Annotated in this window: 16 protein-coding genes; 11 read left to right on the plus strand and 5 right to left on the minus strand. The window is 59.6% G+C overall.

The features are described from left to right. Window positions 1–34 precede the first annotated feature (34 nt). Entirely contained in the window at window positions 35–697 is a 663-nt protein-coding gene (locus AC2FJE_RS04980) for a YrbL family protein (protein ID WP_496760708.1), read from the minus strand. Between the two features lie 13 nt (window positions 698–710). Next, the gene (locus tag AC2FJE_RS04985; RefSeq protein WP_082649241.1) at window positions 711–887 is read right to left on the minus strand and encodes a zinc-finger domain-containing protein; all 177 of its coding nucleotides are present in this window, start codon (window positions 885–887) and stop codon (window positions 711–713) included. A gap of 87 nt (window positions 888–974) precedes the next feature. Between AC2FJE_RS04985 and AC2FJE_RS04990 the strand changes: the two genes are divergently transcribed. Further along, window positions 975–1,967, plus strand: a complete 993-nt coding sequence (locus AC2FJE_RS04990; protein WP_496705706.1) for an ABC transporter ATP-binding protein — start codon at window positions 975–977, stop codon at window positions 1,965–1,967. Here the strand turns inward: AC2FJE_RS04990 and AC2FJE_RS04995 are convergent. After that, on the minus strand, window positions 1,964–2,428 hold the full coding sequence (locus AC2FJE_RS04995) for a DUF1203 domain-containing protein (protein WP_496755411.1): 465 nt from the start codon (window positions 2,426–2,428) through the stop codon (window positions 1,964–1,966). The genes AC2FJE_RS04990 and AC2FJE_RS04995 overlap by 4 nt on opposite strands. Window positions 2,429–2,537: 109 nt before the next feature. Here AC2FJE_RS04995 and AC2FJE_RS05000 point away from each other — a divergent pair, with 109 nt between their 5' ends. From AC2FJE_RS05000 to AC2FJE_RS05010, 3 genes are all read left to right on the plus strand, one after another. After that, window positions 2,538–5,456 (plus strand): error-prone DNA polymerase, encoded by a 2,919-nt coding sequence (locus tag AC2FJE_RS05000; RefSeq protein ID WP_496755412.1) that lies wholly within the window; start codon window positions 2,538–2,540, stop codon window positions 5,454–5,456. 50 nt (window positions 5,457–5,506) lie between these two features. Further along, window positions 5,507–5,920, plus strand: a complete 414-nt coding sequence (locus tag AC2FJE_RS05005; RefSeq protein WP_108859981.1) for a group III truncated hemoglobin — start codon at window positions 5,507–5,509, stop codon at window positions 5,918–5,920. A 148-nt stretch (window positions 5,921–6,068) separates the two neighbouring features. After that, window positions 6,069–7,007 carry a DMT family transporter gene (locus AC2FJE_RS05010; RefSeq protein WP_496760709.1) on the plus strand — a complete coding sequence of 313 codons (939 nt, stop codon included), beginning with the start codon at window positions 6,069–6,071 and terminating at the stop codon, window positions 7,005–7,007. Between the two features lie 77 nt (window positions 7,008–7,084). On the opposite strand, the gene AC2FJE_RS05015 is transcribed toward AC2FJE_RS05010, so the two are convergent. Further along, a complete protein-coding gene (locus AC2FJE_RS05015) occupies window positions 7,085–8,197 on the minus strand; it encodes an S-(hydroxymethyl)glutathione dehydrogenase/class III alcohol dehydrogenase (protein ID WP_058272862.1) in 1,113 nt (370 codons plus the stop codon). An 85-nt stretch (window positions 8,198–8,282) separates the two neighbouring features. On the opposite strand from AC2FJE_RS05015, the gene AC2FJE_RS05020 reads away from it, so the two are divergent. Both AC2FJE_RS05020 and AC2FJE_RS05025 read left to right on the plus strand, forming a co-directional pair. Further along, window positions 8,283–8,612 (plus strand): I78 family peptidase inhibitor, encoded by a 330-nt coding sequence (locus tag AC2FJE_RS05020; RefSeq protein ID WP_261307832.1) that lies wholly within the window; start codon window positions 8,283–8,285, stop codon window positions 8,610–8,612. Between the two features lie 61 nt (window positions 8,613–8,673). Further along, window positions 8,674–10,326 carry a DUF6504 family protein gene (locus AC2FJE_RS05025; RefSeq protein ID WP_496755414.1) on the plus strand — a complete coding sequence of 551 codons (1,653 nt, stop codon included), beginning with the start codon at window positions 8,674–8,676 and terminating at the stop codon, window positions 10,324–10,326. 16 nt (window positions 10,327–10,342) lie between these two features. On the opposite strand, the gene AC2FJE_RS05030 is transcribed toward AC2FJE_RS05025, so the two are convergent. Continuing rightward, window positions 10,343–11,068 carry an SDR family NAD(P)-dependent oxidoreductase gene (locus AC2FJE_RS05030; protein WP_109313690.1) on the minus strand — a complete coding sequence of 242 codons (726 nt, stop codon included), beginning with the start codon at window positions 11,066–11,068 and terminating at the stop codon, window positions 10,343–10,345. A 227-nt stretch (window positions 11,069–11,295) separates the two neighbouring features. Between AC2FJE_RS05030 and AC2FJE_RS05035 the strand changes: the two genes are divergently transcribed. Genes AC2FJE_RS05035 through AC2FJE_RS05055 form a run of 5 tightly spaced genes read left to right on the plus strand, consistent with a single transcriptional unit; the run spans window position 11,296 to window position 15,502 of the window. Beyond that, window positions 11,296–12,627 carry an NAD(P)/FAD-dependent oxidoreductase gene (locus AC2FJE_RS05035; RefSeq protein ID WP_496755415.1) on the plus strand — a complete coding sequence of 444 codons (1,332 nt, stop codon included), beginning with the start codon at window positions 11,296–11,298 and terminating at the stop codon, window positions 12,625–12,627. After that, entirely contained in the window at window positions 12,581–13,126 is a 546-nt protein-coding gene (locus AC2FJE_RS05040; protein WP_282119663.1) for a hypothetical protein, read from the plus strand. The genes AC2FJE_RS05035 and AC2FJE_RS05040 overlap by 47 nt, the downstream gene beginning before the upstream one ends. Next, a complete protein-coding gene (locus tag AC2FJE_RS05045; protein ID WP_496755416.1) occupies window positions 13,126–14,349 on the plus strand; it encodes an MFS transporter in 1,224 nt (407 codons plus the stop codon). Before AC2FJE_RS05040 ends, AC2FJE_RS05045 begins: the two co-directional genes overlap by 1 nt. Beyond that, window positions 14,346–14,963: a DUF3833 domain-containing protein gene (locus AC2FJE_RS05050; protein ID WP_496755417.1), complete on the plus strand. Its 618-nt coding sequence runs from the start codon at window positions 14,346–14,348 to the stop codon at window positions 14,961–14,963. Before AC2FJE_RS05045 ends, AC2FJE_RS05050 begins: the two co-directional genes overlap by 4 nt. Then, entirely contained in the window at window positions 14,960–15,502 is a 543-nt protein-coding gene (locus tag AC2FJE_RS05055; protein ID WP_496760710.1) for a DUF3833 family protein, read from the plus strand. Before AC2FJE_RS05050 ends, AC2FJE_RS05055 begins: the two co-directional genes overlap by 4 nt. Window positions 15,503–15,520: the final 18 nt, after the last annotated feature.

Here is a 15,520-nt window from a genome sequence, read left to right on the forward strand (position 1 = left end):
AAAACTGTGCCGGAACGTCAACGCAGGCCGTCAATCACGCGACACGGAATTCCTGCCCGGTTCTGTCCCAGATCAGTCCCACACGCTCGGCGATGCCGTTCATCTGCTTGTGCAGCGACCGGTCGTTCAATCTGCGGCTCAACGTGCGCAAGGGAATTAGATTGCGCTCTCCGTAACCATCGATCAGCAAAAACATCCGGCTTTGATTGCGCAGCCCGTAGACAATGTTGGTCTCGTGAATATCGCGGGCAACAATTTGAAGCTTAAACAGTTTTTTGGCAAAGCTGTTCAATTCATTCAGAACATCTTCGCTCAGCGCTCCATCCTCGCACAGCTTGGCTAGGGGACGTGCGAGCTGTCCGTCATCGGATTCGATCCGTTCCACAATGATCGCCGGGCCAATGTCGGTTTGCGCTATGCCAAAACATCGCGCCAAAGGCAGGTGCTCGATGTCGGTGCCGCTTTTTAACGCCGCCTTCATCTCACCCTCGATTTCCTTCAGCGCATTGCGAAAGACAGAATCGGGCAAGAGCCGTCGGATCAACCGTTTTGCAAAGGATCGGTTGGGCCGTTTACGCGGGCGCGTCACCTTTACCAATAAGTGGGACTGCCCTGGGCAGGCATACACGTCTCGATGTCCGCCACTGGCAATCGGGTCCTGATCGGACACCCGCAAAAGCTGCACTGCAAAAAGCATCCGGCCCCCGAATTTATTGCGCGTTGTGCTCCGACAGTACGTATTTACAATCGCAATACGGGCACTCGACCCAGCCCGTATCTTCGGGGATCTGCAACCAAACGCGCGGGTGGCCCAATGCGCCTTCGCCGCCGTCACAGGCAACACGTGCGGTTTCGACGATCTTGGTTTCCGGTGCATCAAGTGTCACGGCTGGCGATCCTTCATTGGTTGTCGGCCTCGCGGGCATGCATTAGGTGCGTTTATGAGCGATGAGCAAACCGGGGGCAAGGGTCTCATGACCGATGCGGCAATCAGGATCGATGGACTGCGCAAGACCTATCGGGGTGGCAAGGGCCAGCCCGAGAAACAGGCACTGAAGGGCATAGACCTGAGCATTCCACGGGGGTCGGTGTTTGGCCTGCTGGGTCCGAACGGGGCCGGTAAATCGACCCTGATCAACATTCTGGCCGGTCTGGTGGTGAAATCTGCGGGTACAGTGTCGATTTGGGGGTACGATCAGGACCGCAACCCGCGCCAGTCCCGCGCCGCGATTGGCGTGATGCCCCAAGAGCTGAACCTTGACCCGTTTTTCACCCCCCGCGGCGCGTTGGAGGTGCAGGCCGGTTTGTACGGCGTACCCAAGGCCCAACGCCGCAGCGATGAGATCCTTGAACTGGTCGGTCTCAGCGACAAGGCCGAAGCCTATGCCCGCACGCTGTCGGGTGGCATGCGGCGGCGGTTGCTGCTGGCCAAGGCGCTGGTGCATCACCCCAAGATCCTGGTGCTGGATGAACCGACGGCAGGTGTGGATATCGAACTGCGCCAGATGCTCTGGACAAATGTGCGCAAGCTGAACGAACAGGGCATGACCATCATCCTGACCACCCATTACCTGGAAGAAGCGCAGGAAATGTGTGACGAGATTGCCATCATCAACCACGGTGAAAAAATCGCTCAGGACAGCACCGCCAACCTGCTGGGCCGAATGGATAGCCGCACCATGGTCATCGTTCCTGACAGCCCAGTCGTCGATCTGCCCGCAACCGAAGGGGTCGAAGCCGCCTTGCGCGACGATGGTAACCTTGTTCTGCAATATCGCAGCGCCCAAACCAACGCCGAGCAAGTTCTGGAATCCGTCCGCGCAGCCAATATCCGCATTCGCGACGTCCGCACTGAAGAGGCTGATCTAGAGGATGTGTTCCTCGCCTTGACGTCCAGCCGCTCCGAGGACGCCCCGGCGGCTGATCCGGATCAGCCGCGCCGGGGGATGCACAGGGTCAAGCTTTAGTCTCGGTCGATTCGGGCCTGATAGCAGTTGTTTCGCGCAGATCGGACGTGGATATAGGCCACATTTGGTCGGGCAAAGATATCTCTGACTTTTGCACCGATCTGATCCGTGGGCGTGATCGCCCCGGTGCCATAGACGATGCGGTCATCTGCGCCATAGCCCTTAATTAGGTAGTCGGGCGACGAGGTCAGAATCTCGGGCAGGTCTTGCCCTTCGTATCGCTCACAGGGTGCAGCACACAGAAAGATCGGCCCGGTTTCGGCATATGGATGTGTCTCTAAAAAGGGCCTGTGGGCCAAGACCAGCATTTCTTCACCCTCGGGAATATTTTGCAAACAATGGCGACACGGGTTACCGGCACCCGTGGAAACGGTCCGTTCTGGTGTTGCGCCATAAGCATCCGGGTGACCGGCCTGAAGGGCGCGTACGTCGTCGGTGGGTAATGCGGTGATTTTGAACATTTTGGGTCTCCTTTTTCCCGACACTGCCGATCGGACCAAATCCAATCGACCCGTTTCCTGCGCAAAGGACTCGAAAAAGAACAAAACGTGAATATAATATGGAATCGTCATGTATGCCGAGCTGTCGATCACGTCGAATTTCACCTTCCTCACCGGGGCGTCCCACCCCGAGGAGTATATGGAGCGTGCCGTCACCCTGGGCCTGCCCGCCATCGCCATCGCTGATGACAACTCGGTCGCCGGAATCGTGCGCGCCCATACGCAGGCGCGCGAGATCACCCGCAAGGTGCGCGAACGGCTGGAGTGGGAGGCGCAGAACACCTCCATAGGCCCGCCTTGCCCCGATCACATCCCCAAACCGCCCTCGTACCCGATCCACGCGGTGCCCCGTCTGATACCGGCGGCACGACTGATCTTTACCGACGCACCCACGGTTACCGCCCTGCCCCTGAACCGGCAGGGCTGGGCCAACCTATGCCGTATCCTGTCCAAAGGCCGCCTGCGCGCCGAAAAAGGCGACTGCATCCTGCACTTGTCCGACCTGCTGGAGTTTTCCGACGGCCTCCACTTGCTGCTGTGGCCGCAAACGGCCCGGTCTCCGGGCGGCGCGGACGCATGGCGGACACAAGCGCAACAGCTGACGCGCCGCTTTGCCGGGCGGATGCATCTGTTGATGCACCCCCGGTATGATGGCGCAGATAGCGCGTTTTTCTTTTTATTAGAGACTGAATCAAAGCAACTCGGCATCCCCACCCTCGCCAGTGCCACGCCGATGATGCATCACGGGGGCCGCCGCAAGCTGGGGGATGTGCTGACCGCCATCCGCCTGCGCCGCAAGGTCGATGAGTTGGGCCGCGAGGCGCTGGCCAATGGCGAACAACGCCTGCGGTCCGAGGCCGAGATGCTGCGCATCTTCAAAGGTTATGAGGGGGCCGTTGCCCGCGCGCATGAACTCAGCGAACAGCTCACATTCTCGCTGGACGAGCTGCGTTATGAGTACCCCAGCGAGGGCAGCGAGCAGGAAACCCCGACCCAACGCCTGCATCGTCTGGCGCATGAAGGGTTGCAATGGCGCTATCCGGCAGGCGCGTCCGAGAAGGCGAAAAAGATGCTGGCGCATGAGCTCGCCCTGATCGGCAAGCTGAAATACGAACCCTACTTTCTGACAGTCCGCGATATCGTTCATTTCGCCCGCTCGCGCGACATCCTCTGCCAGGGACGCGGCTCGGCGGCCAATTCGGTGGTCTGCTTCTGCCTCGGCATCACCGAGGTCAGCCCTGAGATGGGCACGATGGTCTTCGAACGCTTTGTCTCCGAGGCGCGGGATGAGCCCCCCGATATCGACGTCGATTTCGAACATGAGCGCCGCGAAGAGGTGATCCAGCACATCTATGACCGCTATGGCCGCCATCGCGCCGGCCTTTGCGCAACGGTCGTGCATTATCGCGGCAAACGCGCCATCCGCGAGGTTGGCCGCGCGATGGGCCTGACCGAAGATACGATCTCAGCGCTCTCATCTCAGCTTTGGGGCTTCTTCTCCGCTGCGGGGCTTGAGGCGGAACGGATGCGCGAGATTGGCCTCGACCCCGAAGATCGCCGTCTAAAACAGACTCTAATGCTGGTATATGAGATCGACGGGTTCCCCCGTCACCTGTCTCAGCATGTCGGCGGCTTCATCATCACCGAGGGGCGTCTGGACGAGCTTGTTCCTATCGAGAACGCCACGATGGAGGACCGCACGGTCATCTGCTGGGACAAGGACGATATCGACACGCTGGGCATCCTCAAGGTCGATGTCCTCAGCCTCGGGATGCTGACCTGCATTCGCAAGGCCTTTGACCTGATCGGTCAGCACCATCAGACCAGCTATACGCTGGCGACCCTGCCGCCCGAGGACCCTGTCGTCTACGACATGCTGTGCAAGGCGGACTCGATTGGCGTGTTTCAGGTGGAATCACGAGCACAGATGAACTTTCTGCCCCGGATGCGGCCCCGCAATTTCTATGATCTGGTGATTGAGGTCGCCATCATCCGCCCCGGCCCCATTCAGGGCGACATGGTCCACCCCTATATCCGCCGCCGGAACGGAGAGGAGGAGGTCAGCTTCCCCTCGGACGAGTTGGGCGAGGTGCTGGGTAAAACGCTGGGCGTGCCGCTGTTTCAGGAACAGGCCATGCAGATCGCCATTGTCGGCGCAGGCTTTACCCCGGAACAGGCCGACCGGCTACGCCGGTCTCTGGCAACCTTCAAGAAGCACGGCAATGTCAGCGAATTCCGCGCGCTTTTCTTGCGCGGGATGAAACGCAACGGGTATGAACAGGACTTCGCCGAACGCTGTTTTTCCCAGATCGAAGGCTTCGGCTCTTACGGTTTCCCAGAAAGCCACGCGGCCAGCTTTGCGCTGCTGGTCTATGCCTCGGCCTGGATCAAATGCCACCATCCGGGGATATTTGCCTGCGCCCTGCTGAATTCGCAGCCAATGGGGTTCTATGCCCCCGCCCAGATCGTCCGTGATGCGCGCGAGCATGGGGTTCAAGTGCGCCCGGTCTGCATCAATGCCAGCTTTTGGGACAATGTGATGGAACCTGACGGTCAGGGAGGGCTGGCGCTGCGGCTGGGCTTCCGCCAGATCAAGGGCCTCAGCGAGGAAGATGCCAGCTGGCTGACAGCCGCGCGCGGCAATGGCTACCATCAGGTCGACGATGTCTGGCGCCGTGCCGGTTTGGGACCATCGGTGATCGAACGGCTGGCCGAGGCGGATGCCTTCGCCGCCTGCGACCTGACACGGCGCGAGGCATTGTGGCAGGCCAAAGCGATCGCCACAGCCAAACCCCTGCCGCTGTTCTCGCAAGATCTGGAGGGGGAGGCGCTGTATGAACCCGAGGCCTACCTGCCGAAAATGACCTTGGGCGAGCAGGTGGTCGAGGACTACGTCGCCACCCGCCTAAGCCTACGGGCGCATCCGGTGGCCCTGTTGCGGCATATTCTGACACCGAACCCGCGCGACAAAACCACGCCTGTCGCATGACCGCAGAACGCGATAATGCCCCTGAACAGAGTCGAAATCGGACCATCCTAATGACCAGACCCACCCTGCCCCCACGCTTTCCTGCAACGCCGGACCAGATCAACGCGCAGGTCCGCGCCTTTTACGCCCGCGTGCGCGAGGACACGGTACTGGGACCTGTCTTCAACAAACATGTCCACAACTGGCCCGCCCATGAGGAAAAGATCGCCGCCTTCTGGCGCAACGCGATTTTGTTCGAGCGCAGTTATGACGGCAACCCGCAACGAGTCCATATCGAACGTCCCGACGTAAAGCCCGAGTTCTTCGCCCATTGGCTGGATCTGTTCGAAGAGGTCGCGACGCAGACGCTGCCCCCTGAAACCGCGATACCGTGGGTCGCGCTGGCGCGCCGCATTGGTGTGGGAATGAAGGCCGGTGTTCAATCCGCACGCCAACCCAAGGATGCACCCCCGATCCTGCGGTGATCCCGCGTCATAGCGGCCATGCAATGTTAGCGGTAAATTAAGGGCTATGCGCGCAGCCAAAATGGGTTTACTCAAAGGCAAGCCACCCGCAACATACGCGGTGTGATGGCACAGTCACAACACCGAGACATCACCCGAGGCCACAAAGATGAGCACTCAGAACTCCACCCTTCGGGGACTTGGCTATGCGTTTTTGGGCTTTGCGGTCTTTGCCAGCCATGACGCGCTGATCAAGGCGCTTGGCGGCGTCTACTCGGTGATGCAGATCATCTTTTTTGCCACGCTGTTTTCCTTTGTGCCCATGGCCGTCACGATTCTGACCGACCGGACAACCGGGAACTTCCTGCCCCGCCACCCATGGCTGGTGCTGCTGCGGTCGGGCTTGATGGTCACCGCAATGTCCTGCGCGTTTTACTCCTTTTCCGTATTGCCGCTGGCCGAGGTCTATTCGCTGCTGTTCTCCTTTCCACTGATCGTAACGGTCCTGTCGATCCCCATTCTCGGCGAGGTGGTCCGCGCCCAGCGCTGGGCCGCCGTGGGCGTGGGCTTGATCGGCGTTCTGATTGTCCTGCGTCCGGGCACAACGGATATCACGCTGGGCCATCTGGCCGCCCTGACAGCCGCCTTTTGCAGCGCCTTTGCATCCGTGTTGGTGCGCAAGATCGGGAATGAGGAACGATCGGCCGTGCTGATCTTGTACCCCATGTTGTTGGCCATCGCGGTGATGAGCCTTGCACAGCCTGCCGTCTATCAACCACCATCCCTGCTGCATCTTGCGATGATGGCATTGGTAGGCGTTTTCTCGGTCATCGCCCAGCACCTGATCATTCTGGCCTATCGGGCCGCGCCCGCCGGGGTTATTGCCCCTAGTCAATATAGCCAGATCATCTGGGCCACGATTTTCGGGATGGCTTTCTTTGGTGAACGCCCGGACGTCTGGGTTGCAGTCGGTGCAAGCGTCATTATCGCATCCGGCATCTACGTGGTGTGGCGCGAAAGCAGAACCAACACGACCTCAGCCAACACGCCCGTCTTGCGGGTGCGGTCACCTCGGTCGGATACCGGGGCGTCACGGCCAGGGGAGTAAACGTCAAATTAAAAAACGGCGCACTATTCCGCGCGCCGTTTTCAACCGCATTACGCGGATCGTCTCGTTTTAGAGTCTTAGTAAACAACCACCGACCGAATGCTTTCGCCCTTATGCATCAGGTCGAAGCCGTGATTGATATCGTCCAGACCCATGGTGTGGGTGATCATCGGGTCGATCTCGATCTTACCGTCCATATACCAGTCGACGATCTTGGGCACATCGGTCCGTCCCCGCGCGCCGCCAAAGGCGGTGCCGCGCCACGAACGACCGGTGACCAGCTGGAACGGGCGGGTCGAGATTTCGGCACCGGCAGGTGCCACGCCGATGATGATCGATTCACCCCAACCTTTGTGCGCCGCTTCCAGAGCCGTGCGCATCACGCCGACATTGCCGGTGGCGTCAAATGTGTAATCCGCACCACCTTTGGTCAGATTGACCAGATAAGGCACCAAGTCGCCCTCAACCTCGGATGGGTTGACGAAATCGGTCATGCCGAACCTGGTCGCCATCTCGACTTTTGACGGGTTCAGGTCGACGCCGACGATCTGGTCCGCTCCGGCCAGACGTAGGCCCTGAATGACATTTAGGCCAATGCCGCCCAGACCGAACACGATGGCGCGACTGCCGATCTCGACTTTGGCGGTGTTGATGACCGCGCCGATGCCGGTGGTAACCCCACAGCCGATGTAGCAGATCTTGTCGAAAGGCGCGTCCTCACGCACTTTGGCTAGCGCGATCTCGGGCAGAACCGTGTGGTTGGCAAAGGTCGAGCAGCCCATGTAGTGCAGGATCGGGTCACCATCCAAAGTCGTAAACCGCGAGGTTCCGTCGGGCATCAGGCCCCGGCCTTGGGTTTCGCGGATCGCCTGACACAGGTTGGTCTTGGGGTGCAGACAGTATTCGCACTCACGACATTCAGGGGTGTAGAGCGGGATCACGTGATCGCCCGGTTTCAGACTGGTGACGCCTGGACCGACGTCGACAACCACACCCGCGCCCTCGTGGCCCAGAATGGCCGGGAACAGGCCTTCGGGGTCAGCACCGGACCGGGTGAATTCGTCGGTGTGGCAAAGGCCGGTGGCCTTGATTTCGACCAGAACCTCGCCCGCCTTGGGGCCTTCGAGGTTCACATCCATCACTTCCAAAGGTTTGCCCGCCTGAATGGCGACGGCGGCACGGGTGCGCATGATCGTTGTCTCCCTGTCTTATTTGCCCCGACCCTGCGTCAATTGCAGGGTGTTTTCAACTGCGCTTTGGTGGCAGGTTGGCTAAATGTTTGATATTGCAGTAACGACATTGTCAGATGGAGAAACGCCAATGCACCGATTTATTCCCGCGCTGGTCCTGCTGGCAGGCTGTGCAGAGACGACTGCACCCGTGGAAACACCAGCCTCAACGGACGCGCCGGTTGATCTGGCCTTTTGCCTGGGCGACGATTTTGCCGATTCCATCGGCCAACCGGTTTCGACCATCCAAGCCCAGTTGCCCGAACGGTCGCGTGTTCTGGGTCCTGATGACATTGCCACACAGGATTATCGCATCGACCGGCTGAATGTTTTCGTGAACGGAGCCGGAATCATTCAACGCCTGACCTGCGGGTAAGTGTGGACTCGAGGCATGATTCTACGATAAGAACAAAATGGGAACATTTTGATGTCTGCCAATGCCAAAACGCCGAATACTCTCACTGTGGTTCCCCCGTCTGGGGGCTGAACGGCTGATCCGTGCTGCGCGGGGGCTGCATGTTGGCCCTTTGGCGGTGGTTGCGGAACAGTCGAACATGCAGGTGATCACCTCATTGAACGCAGAAGCGCAGGCCGCAGGTCTGCGTGCGGGGCAGCCCGTGCGTGATGCCCATGCCATGTGCGCGACCCTGATCACACGACACCGCAACGCCCCCGCCGAGGCCGCGTTTCTGACCGCGCTGCGCCGCTGGGCCGGCAAGTTCAGCCCATGGGTGGCTGAAGAGATCTCCGATGGTCTGATCGTCGACCTGTCGGGCTGCACGCATCTGTTCGGCGGGGAGGAGGCGCTGCTGAGCGTCATTGAAACCGATTGCGCTGATATGGGGCTAAGCGTTCAGATGGGTATCGCCGACACGCTGGGCGCAGCCTGGGCGCTGGCGCGTTATGCGGGGCAAGAGGCCACGTCTGACCGCAACGGCGACGCCATCAGCCAAGAGGCACGCGCCACCCGCGCGCGCGCAGGGAAACGGCGGCACTGGACCAAGGGCGGGGCCGCGCCGCAAGTGATGGCTCTGGGCGGTGGCGCGCGGATCGCAGCACCAGGGCAATCTTATGGCGCGCTCAGCCCCCTGCCGATTGCGGCGCTGCGGCTGGAGGATCAGGTAGTCGCGCAACTAAACCGGCTGGGCCTGCGCCGGATCGGCGATCTGCTGGGCCAACCCCGGGCTTCTCTCGCCCGACGGTTCGGGCGCGGGCTGGTGATGAGACTGGACCAAGCGATGGGCAGCGCGCCCGAACCGGTATCCCCCGCGCGTCCGCCGCATCACTTTGCGGTGCGGATGACCCTGCCCAACCCGATCGGGTTGATCGAGGACGTGATGGCCGCCATCGACCGGGTGTTGCCCACGCTGTGCACGAAGCTGGAAGAGAAGGCGCGTGGCGTCCGCACCCTGCGGCTCGAGGCGCATCGCGCCGATCAGGCGGCCGAGATCATCGAGGTTGGTTTGGCTCGGCCCACTTATGACAAATACCGCATTCGCCCTTTGTTAGAGATGAAAATCGATAAGATCGACGCAGGCTATGGCATCGACATGCTGCGGCTTGAGGCGATCCAGACCGAACCCATCCACGCCCGCACAGTGGCCGGTCACGCCGAGGCGCGCCGTGTGGCCCGCGCGCGGTTGGAGGGCAATACCGCCGTCGATGACCTGATCGGCAAACTGGGCGCCCGGGTCGGGTTGGACGTGATCACCCGGCGGCACCCGGCGGCCTCACATATCCCCGAAAAAACCGCGCAGACGTTGGCGGCGGCGTGGTCGGAACCCGCCCGTGACTGGCCTGCCCCGTCGCGCCCGCGCCCGTTGCAGATGTGGCAGCCCGAGCCGGTGATGGCCGCTGAAGCCCCGGATGTTCCAGCCGCCTTTCGGTGGCGCGGGCGCGACTGGCAGTTGGCACAGGCCACCGGTCCGGAACGGATCGCACCCGAATGGTGGCTGGATGACCCCAACTGGCGCAGCGGCGTGCGTGACTACTGGGTGGTGGTCACCGAACAGGGTGAGCGACTGTGGCTGTTTTACGGCCATGGCGGCACGATGTCGGCAGGCTGGTTCTGTCAGGGGCAGTTTGGTTAAAACACCTGATTAGACTCTATTTTCCGCGGTAGATCAGCCAATCCGGCAGGTAATCCAGCAAACGGATCACCCAAGAGAACGGTGCCGGGAAATCGGTGCGGAACCGGCGGCGCGACATCGCCCTGACCACCCGGTCCGCCGCGTCCTCAGGCGTCATCAACATCGGCATCTTGAACGTGTTCTTTTCGGTCAGGCGGGTCTTAATGAAACCTGGATTGACGATCCGAACAGTTACCCCCGTGCCTGCCAGATCAAATCGCATCGTTTCAGCCAATGAGACAAGCGCCGCCTTGCTGGCCGCGTATCCGACAGCAGCCGGAAGCCCGCGATAGCCAGACAAAGACCCGATCAGGGTAATGTCGCCCTGTCCGGCCCGTAGAAACCCTGGCACCGTCTCACCCAACACACGCAGCGCGCCAAGGTAGTTCACGTCTGTCATGGACAGAACAGCTTCGGTATCCCAATCGGCCGATTTCATGGGCTCGTAGGCACCGGCATTGTAGACCAGCCCATCCACCACGCCGACATCTGCAACGGCCCGGCGCACAGCCGCCAGATCGGTCACATCAAACGGCACCGCCCGCGCGTTCGGAAGGGTTTTGCAAATCTCGGCCAATCGCGCCGCATTGCGCGCCGAGAGGATCAGTTTTGCCCCCTGTCGGCTTAGCGCTTGGGCCAAAGATCGGCCAAGCCCCTCACTGGCGCCAACGATCCAATAAGTTTTTCCGTCAAAACTGCTCATGCTTGGGCCATCCGGACTGTCGGGTACATATGGCCCGGACATTGGTTTCGTGTTGTTTCAGACAATTTAAGGATTTTACGGATCGGCAACAAAGCTGGATCACGTTAACGCTCAAAAAACCAGGCAAGACATCACGATGTAACGCACGTTCAAAAAAGTCCAACGTGATTGATCCGTACACGCATCTGATGCGTAATCCTTTTAAATTGCCGAACTAAGGGGATCACATGTTCGACGAACCAAGGGGCGCACGCAAGAAAATCGCAATTGTGGGTGCAGGAATCTCAGGCCTATCCGCAGCTTACTATCTATCCGAAGACAATGATGTAACGGTCTATGAGGCCGAGCCAAGACTGGGCGGCCATGCCCGAACGGTCATGGCTGGCAAAAACGGTGATCAACCGGTCGACACCGGCTTTATCGTGTTCAACTATTCCACCTACCCCAACCTCACCAAGCTGTTCGATGAATTGAACGTTCCCGTGATCAAAAGCGAGATGAGCTTTGGCGCCACGATCGACAATGGTCGCCTTGAATACGGATTGAACAATCTGCGCACCCTGACAGCGCAAAAACGCAACCTGATGCGGCCGGCCTATTACAAGATGATTTCGGACATCCTCCGCTTTGGCAAAGAAGCCCCGGAAGCTGCCAAGAACAATGACACTACGATTGGCGAACTGATCGACGAACTACGTTTGGGCCACTGGTTCCGCCACAACTATCTGATGCCCATGTGCGGGGCGATCTGGTCTACCCCCGTCGAATTCATTGACCGCTTTCCCGCACGTTCGCTGGTGCAGTTCTTTCAAAACCATGCCTTGCTGGCCGGTGATCGGTCAAAGCAGCATCAGTGGTGGACGGTCAAAGGTGGCAGCATTGAGTATGTCCGCCGGATCGAGGCTGCATTGCGCGCCCGCGGTTGCGAAATCCGCGTCGCCTCCCCCGTGCAGCATGTCCAGAGAGATGAACTGGGCGTGACCGTACTCAGCGAAGGCCAGGCTGACCTTTATGATGAGATCATCCTTGCCACCCATTCCGACCAGTCGCTGGCCATTCTGGGCGACAACGCCACATCCGAAGAGATTGCTGCCCTTAGCGCGATCAAATACCAGCCCAACAAGGCCGTCTTGCATTGCGATCCCGGTCAGATGCCCAAAAGACGGGCCTGCTGGTCCAGCTGGACCTATCGTTCGCAGGCCGGAAATGTCGGCGTTACCTACTGGATGAACCGGTTGCAGAACATTCCGGACAATGATCCGATGTTTGTAACGCTCAATGTTGCGGCGGATATTCCCGCAGACAAAATCTATGACGAAGTCGAATTCGCCCATCCGGTTTTTGATCAAGCCGCACTGAAGGCCCAGGGGCAAATTCGCGACATGCAGGGACAGAACAAAACGTGGTTTGCCGGTGCATATAACCGGCATGGTTTTCACGAAGACGGGATTGCCAGCGCGATGCATGTTGTCGCGCAGTTGAATGGCACCCCGCAAACCATCGGAGCTGACAATGGCGTTGCCAAAAATGACCCGGTCATCCCTGTCGCGGCCGAATAGCTCGGTCTGGTGCGTCGCTCTGCTGTCGCTGACCTTGCTGGCCCCAGTCGGGCTGGAAGCGTCAACCGTGTCGAACGAATTGCCGAACGCCGAACTGCGCGGGTCCGCCACGTTCCGTTACCTTGGCCTGCCAATCTATGACGCAAAGCTGTTCACGCCAGGCGGCGCCCCGTTCAGTTGGAGCGATGATTTCGGATTGCAGCTGACCTACCGCAAAAACCTCAAGCAGAAGGCTCTGGTCGAATCCACGCTGGATGAGATGACACGGCAAGGAAACAGCGGGCTGACACAAGCCCAGCTTGAGCAGTGCTTTCAGGCTGTCAGCAAAGGCGACAGCTATCTGGCCATCTCGGAAGGGCCGAACAAGGTTGGTTTCTGGCGGAACGGGCGCAAAACCTGCACTCTGTCCGGGCCAGGCGTCAAAAATACATTCATGTCGATCTTTCTTGGCGACAACACCAGATCTGCAAGTTTTACACGCCAGTTGAAGGGACAGTGATGCTGTATCCCCGGGTCAGCCTCTATGCGCTGATGCTCGCAGCGGCGGGTATTCCCCTCTACATCCACCTGCCGCGTTTTGCTGCGGTTAACCTTGGGATTAGCCTTGGGGTGATTGGAACGGTACTGCTGTTGATCCGGCTTGTGGATCTTGTGCAAGACCCGCTGATAGGCTGGGCGATTGACCGATGGCCGGGCGGTCAATTGCTGTTCGCCGCCATGGCCGCTGTTGGGCTGGCGGTCGGCTTTCCGCTGCTCTTTGCCTTGCCACAGGGCGCAAGCGTGACATCGCTGATCCTGATCCTGATCCTGCTGTTCTCGGCCTACAGCCTCGGGACCATCCTGCTTTACGGGCGCAGCGCAACCCTGGCCAAAACACCAGACGCAAAAGAGTTAATGACACTGGCAGCCTTCCGTGAAGGTGGGCAATTGGCGGGGGTTGTCATTGCCGCGAGCGCGCCTGCACTGTTCGTCGCTTTAGGGGCGAGCGCACAGGGATACCCCGCCTTTGGGCTGTTTCTGGGCGTCCTGTCGATCGCAACCATCGCGCTGACATTTCCAATGTGGCGGCGCACGCCGATTACTGGCGAGGGCCTGTCTTTCGCAGGGCTGGGTCAGGCCGGGGCATTGCGACTATTGGCGCTGGCGCTGGTCAACAGCTTGCCGGTCGCCATTACCTCAACCCTGTTTCTGTTCTTCGTCGAAGACAGGCTGCAATTGCCGGGCAAGGCGGGTCCCTTGTTGATCCTGTTTTTCCTCAGCGCCGGCGCCAGTGTGCCGCTTTGGGCCAAGCTCAGCAATCGCATTGGTCCAAAACAGACCCTAATCATTGCTATGCCGCTGTCTATTGCCAGCTTCATAGGCGCTGCGATGTTGCCGGCGGGTGAGCTTTTGGGCTTTGCTCTGATCTGCCTTGCCTCGGGTGCGGCACTTGGGGCCGATATGGTGGTCCTGCCGGCCATGTTCTCGGTCGTTTTGACCCGCGCCGGCCTGAACGCCTCAGCCGCGTTCGGCATCTGGTCCTTTGCGGGCAAGCTGGGCCTCGCGCTTGCCGCCTTCTTTACATTGCCCCTGCTGGAACGCAGCGGCTTTTCACCTGGCCAATCAAATTCCGCCCAAGCCCTGGAAACACTCAATCTGGCTTATGCGGTACTACCCTGCATCCTGAAACTTGGCGCGTTTGGCATGGTCCTGACGTTGCCCACGGAGGTCTCAGCCAAATGAAAACGCTTGTTGTTTTACTGTTCGCCGCTCTCGCTTTGTTTATTGCCAAGAACCGGTTCCTGAGCTTCCGGTCGCAAACACCGGCCGACTACACCGGCACTGGGCCTGCATTCAAAATGAAAGAGGTACTGAACGGAGAAATCCTGTCCGAGGGGCTGATCTATGGGCCGAACGGCAAGATGTCGAACAGCTTTGTCGCCCGTATGGTTGGGAACTGGGATGGCAACGCCGGCACGTTGTCCGAGCATTTCACCTATTCCAACGGCAAACAGATGACACGTAAATGGTATCTGACGCTGGGCACCAGCAATACGTTCATCGCCACGGCGGATGACATCGTCGGTGAAGGCAAAGGCACGATTTCGGGTTCGACGGTCAAACTAACCTACCGCATTATTCTTCCTGAGGATGCCGGTGGGCACACTTTGGACGTCACCGACTGGATGTACCTGACCGAAAACGGTGTAATCATGAACCGGTCCGAGATGCGCAAGTTCGGCATCAAGGTCGCAGAGCTGATTGCCACGATGCGCCCCGCGCCCGAGGTTAAATCCGCACATGTCCCCAGTTCAAACGGCTATGATGCGGACGCAGAACAAAGGCCGCTGCAATGATCTCGCGTCGGGTCCTTGTTGCGGGCCTGGCAGTCGCCGGACTGGCCGTTCTGACTGCCTGTTCAGCTAAACCGCGCGTTCCCAAGACCTTTCTGTCTGATCGGCAGTTGAACCTTGAAGAGTTTTTTGAGGGCAAGACCGTCGCCTATGGCCAGTTTCAGGATGTTCTGGGCAATATCCCGCGCCGCTTTACGGTGGATATCGACGGAACGTGGGATGGTGAAACCCTGACTCTGGTTGAGGATTTTGTCTATGATGACGGCGCCACCGAGCAGCGTGTCTGGACGCTGACCAAAACGGGCGCGGACACCTGGACTGGCACCGCCCCCGGCGTTCTGGGCACCGCCACAGGGGTCGAACGCGGCGACACGTTCAACTGGACATACAAGATCGACCTGCCGGTCAAAGAGGGCACCATGCGGGTCAACTTTGACGACTGGATGTGGCTGCTGGACGATGACCGTCTGCTGAACCGAGCCTATGTCTCGCGTTATGGCGTCCGGCTGGGCGAGGTCATCCTGTTCTTTGAGAAGAAATAAGCTAGCAAAAGAAAAGGG

The sequence above is a fragment of the Ruegeria sp. CDSC002 genome (genome assembly GCF_059610905.1).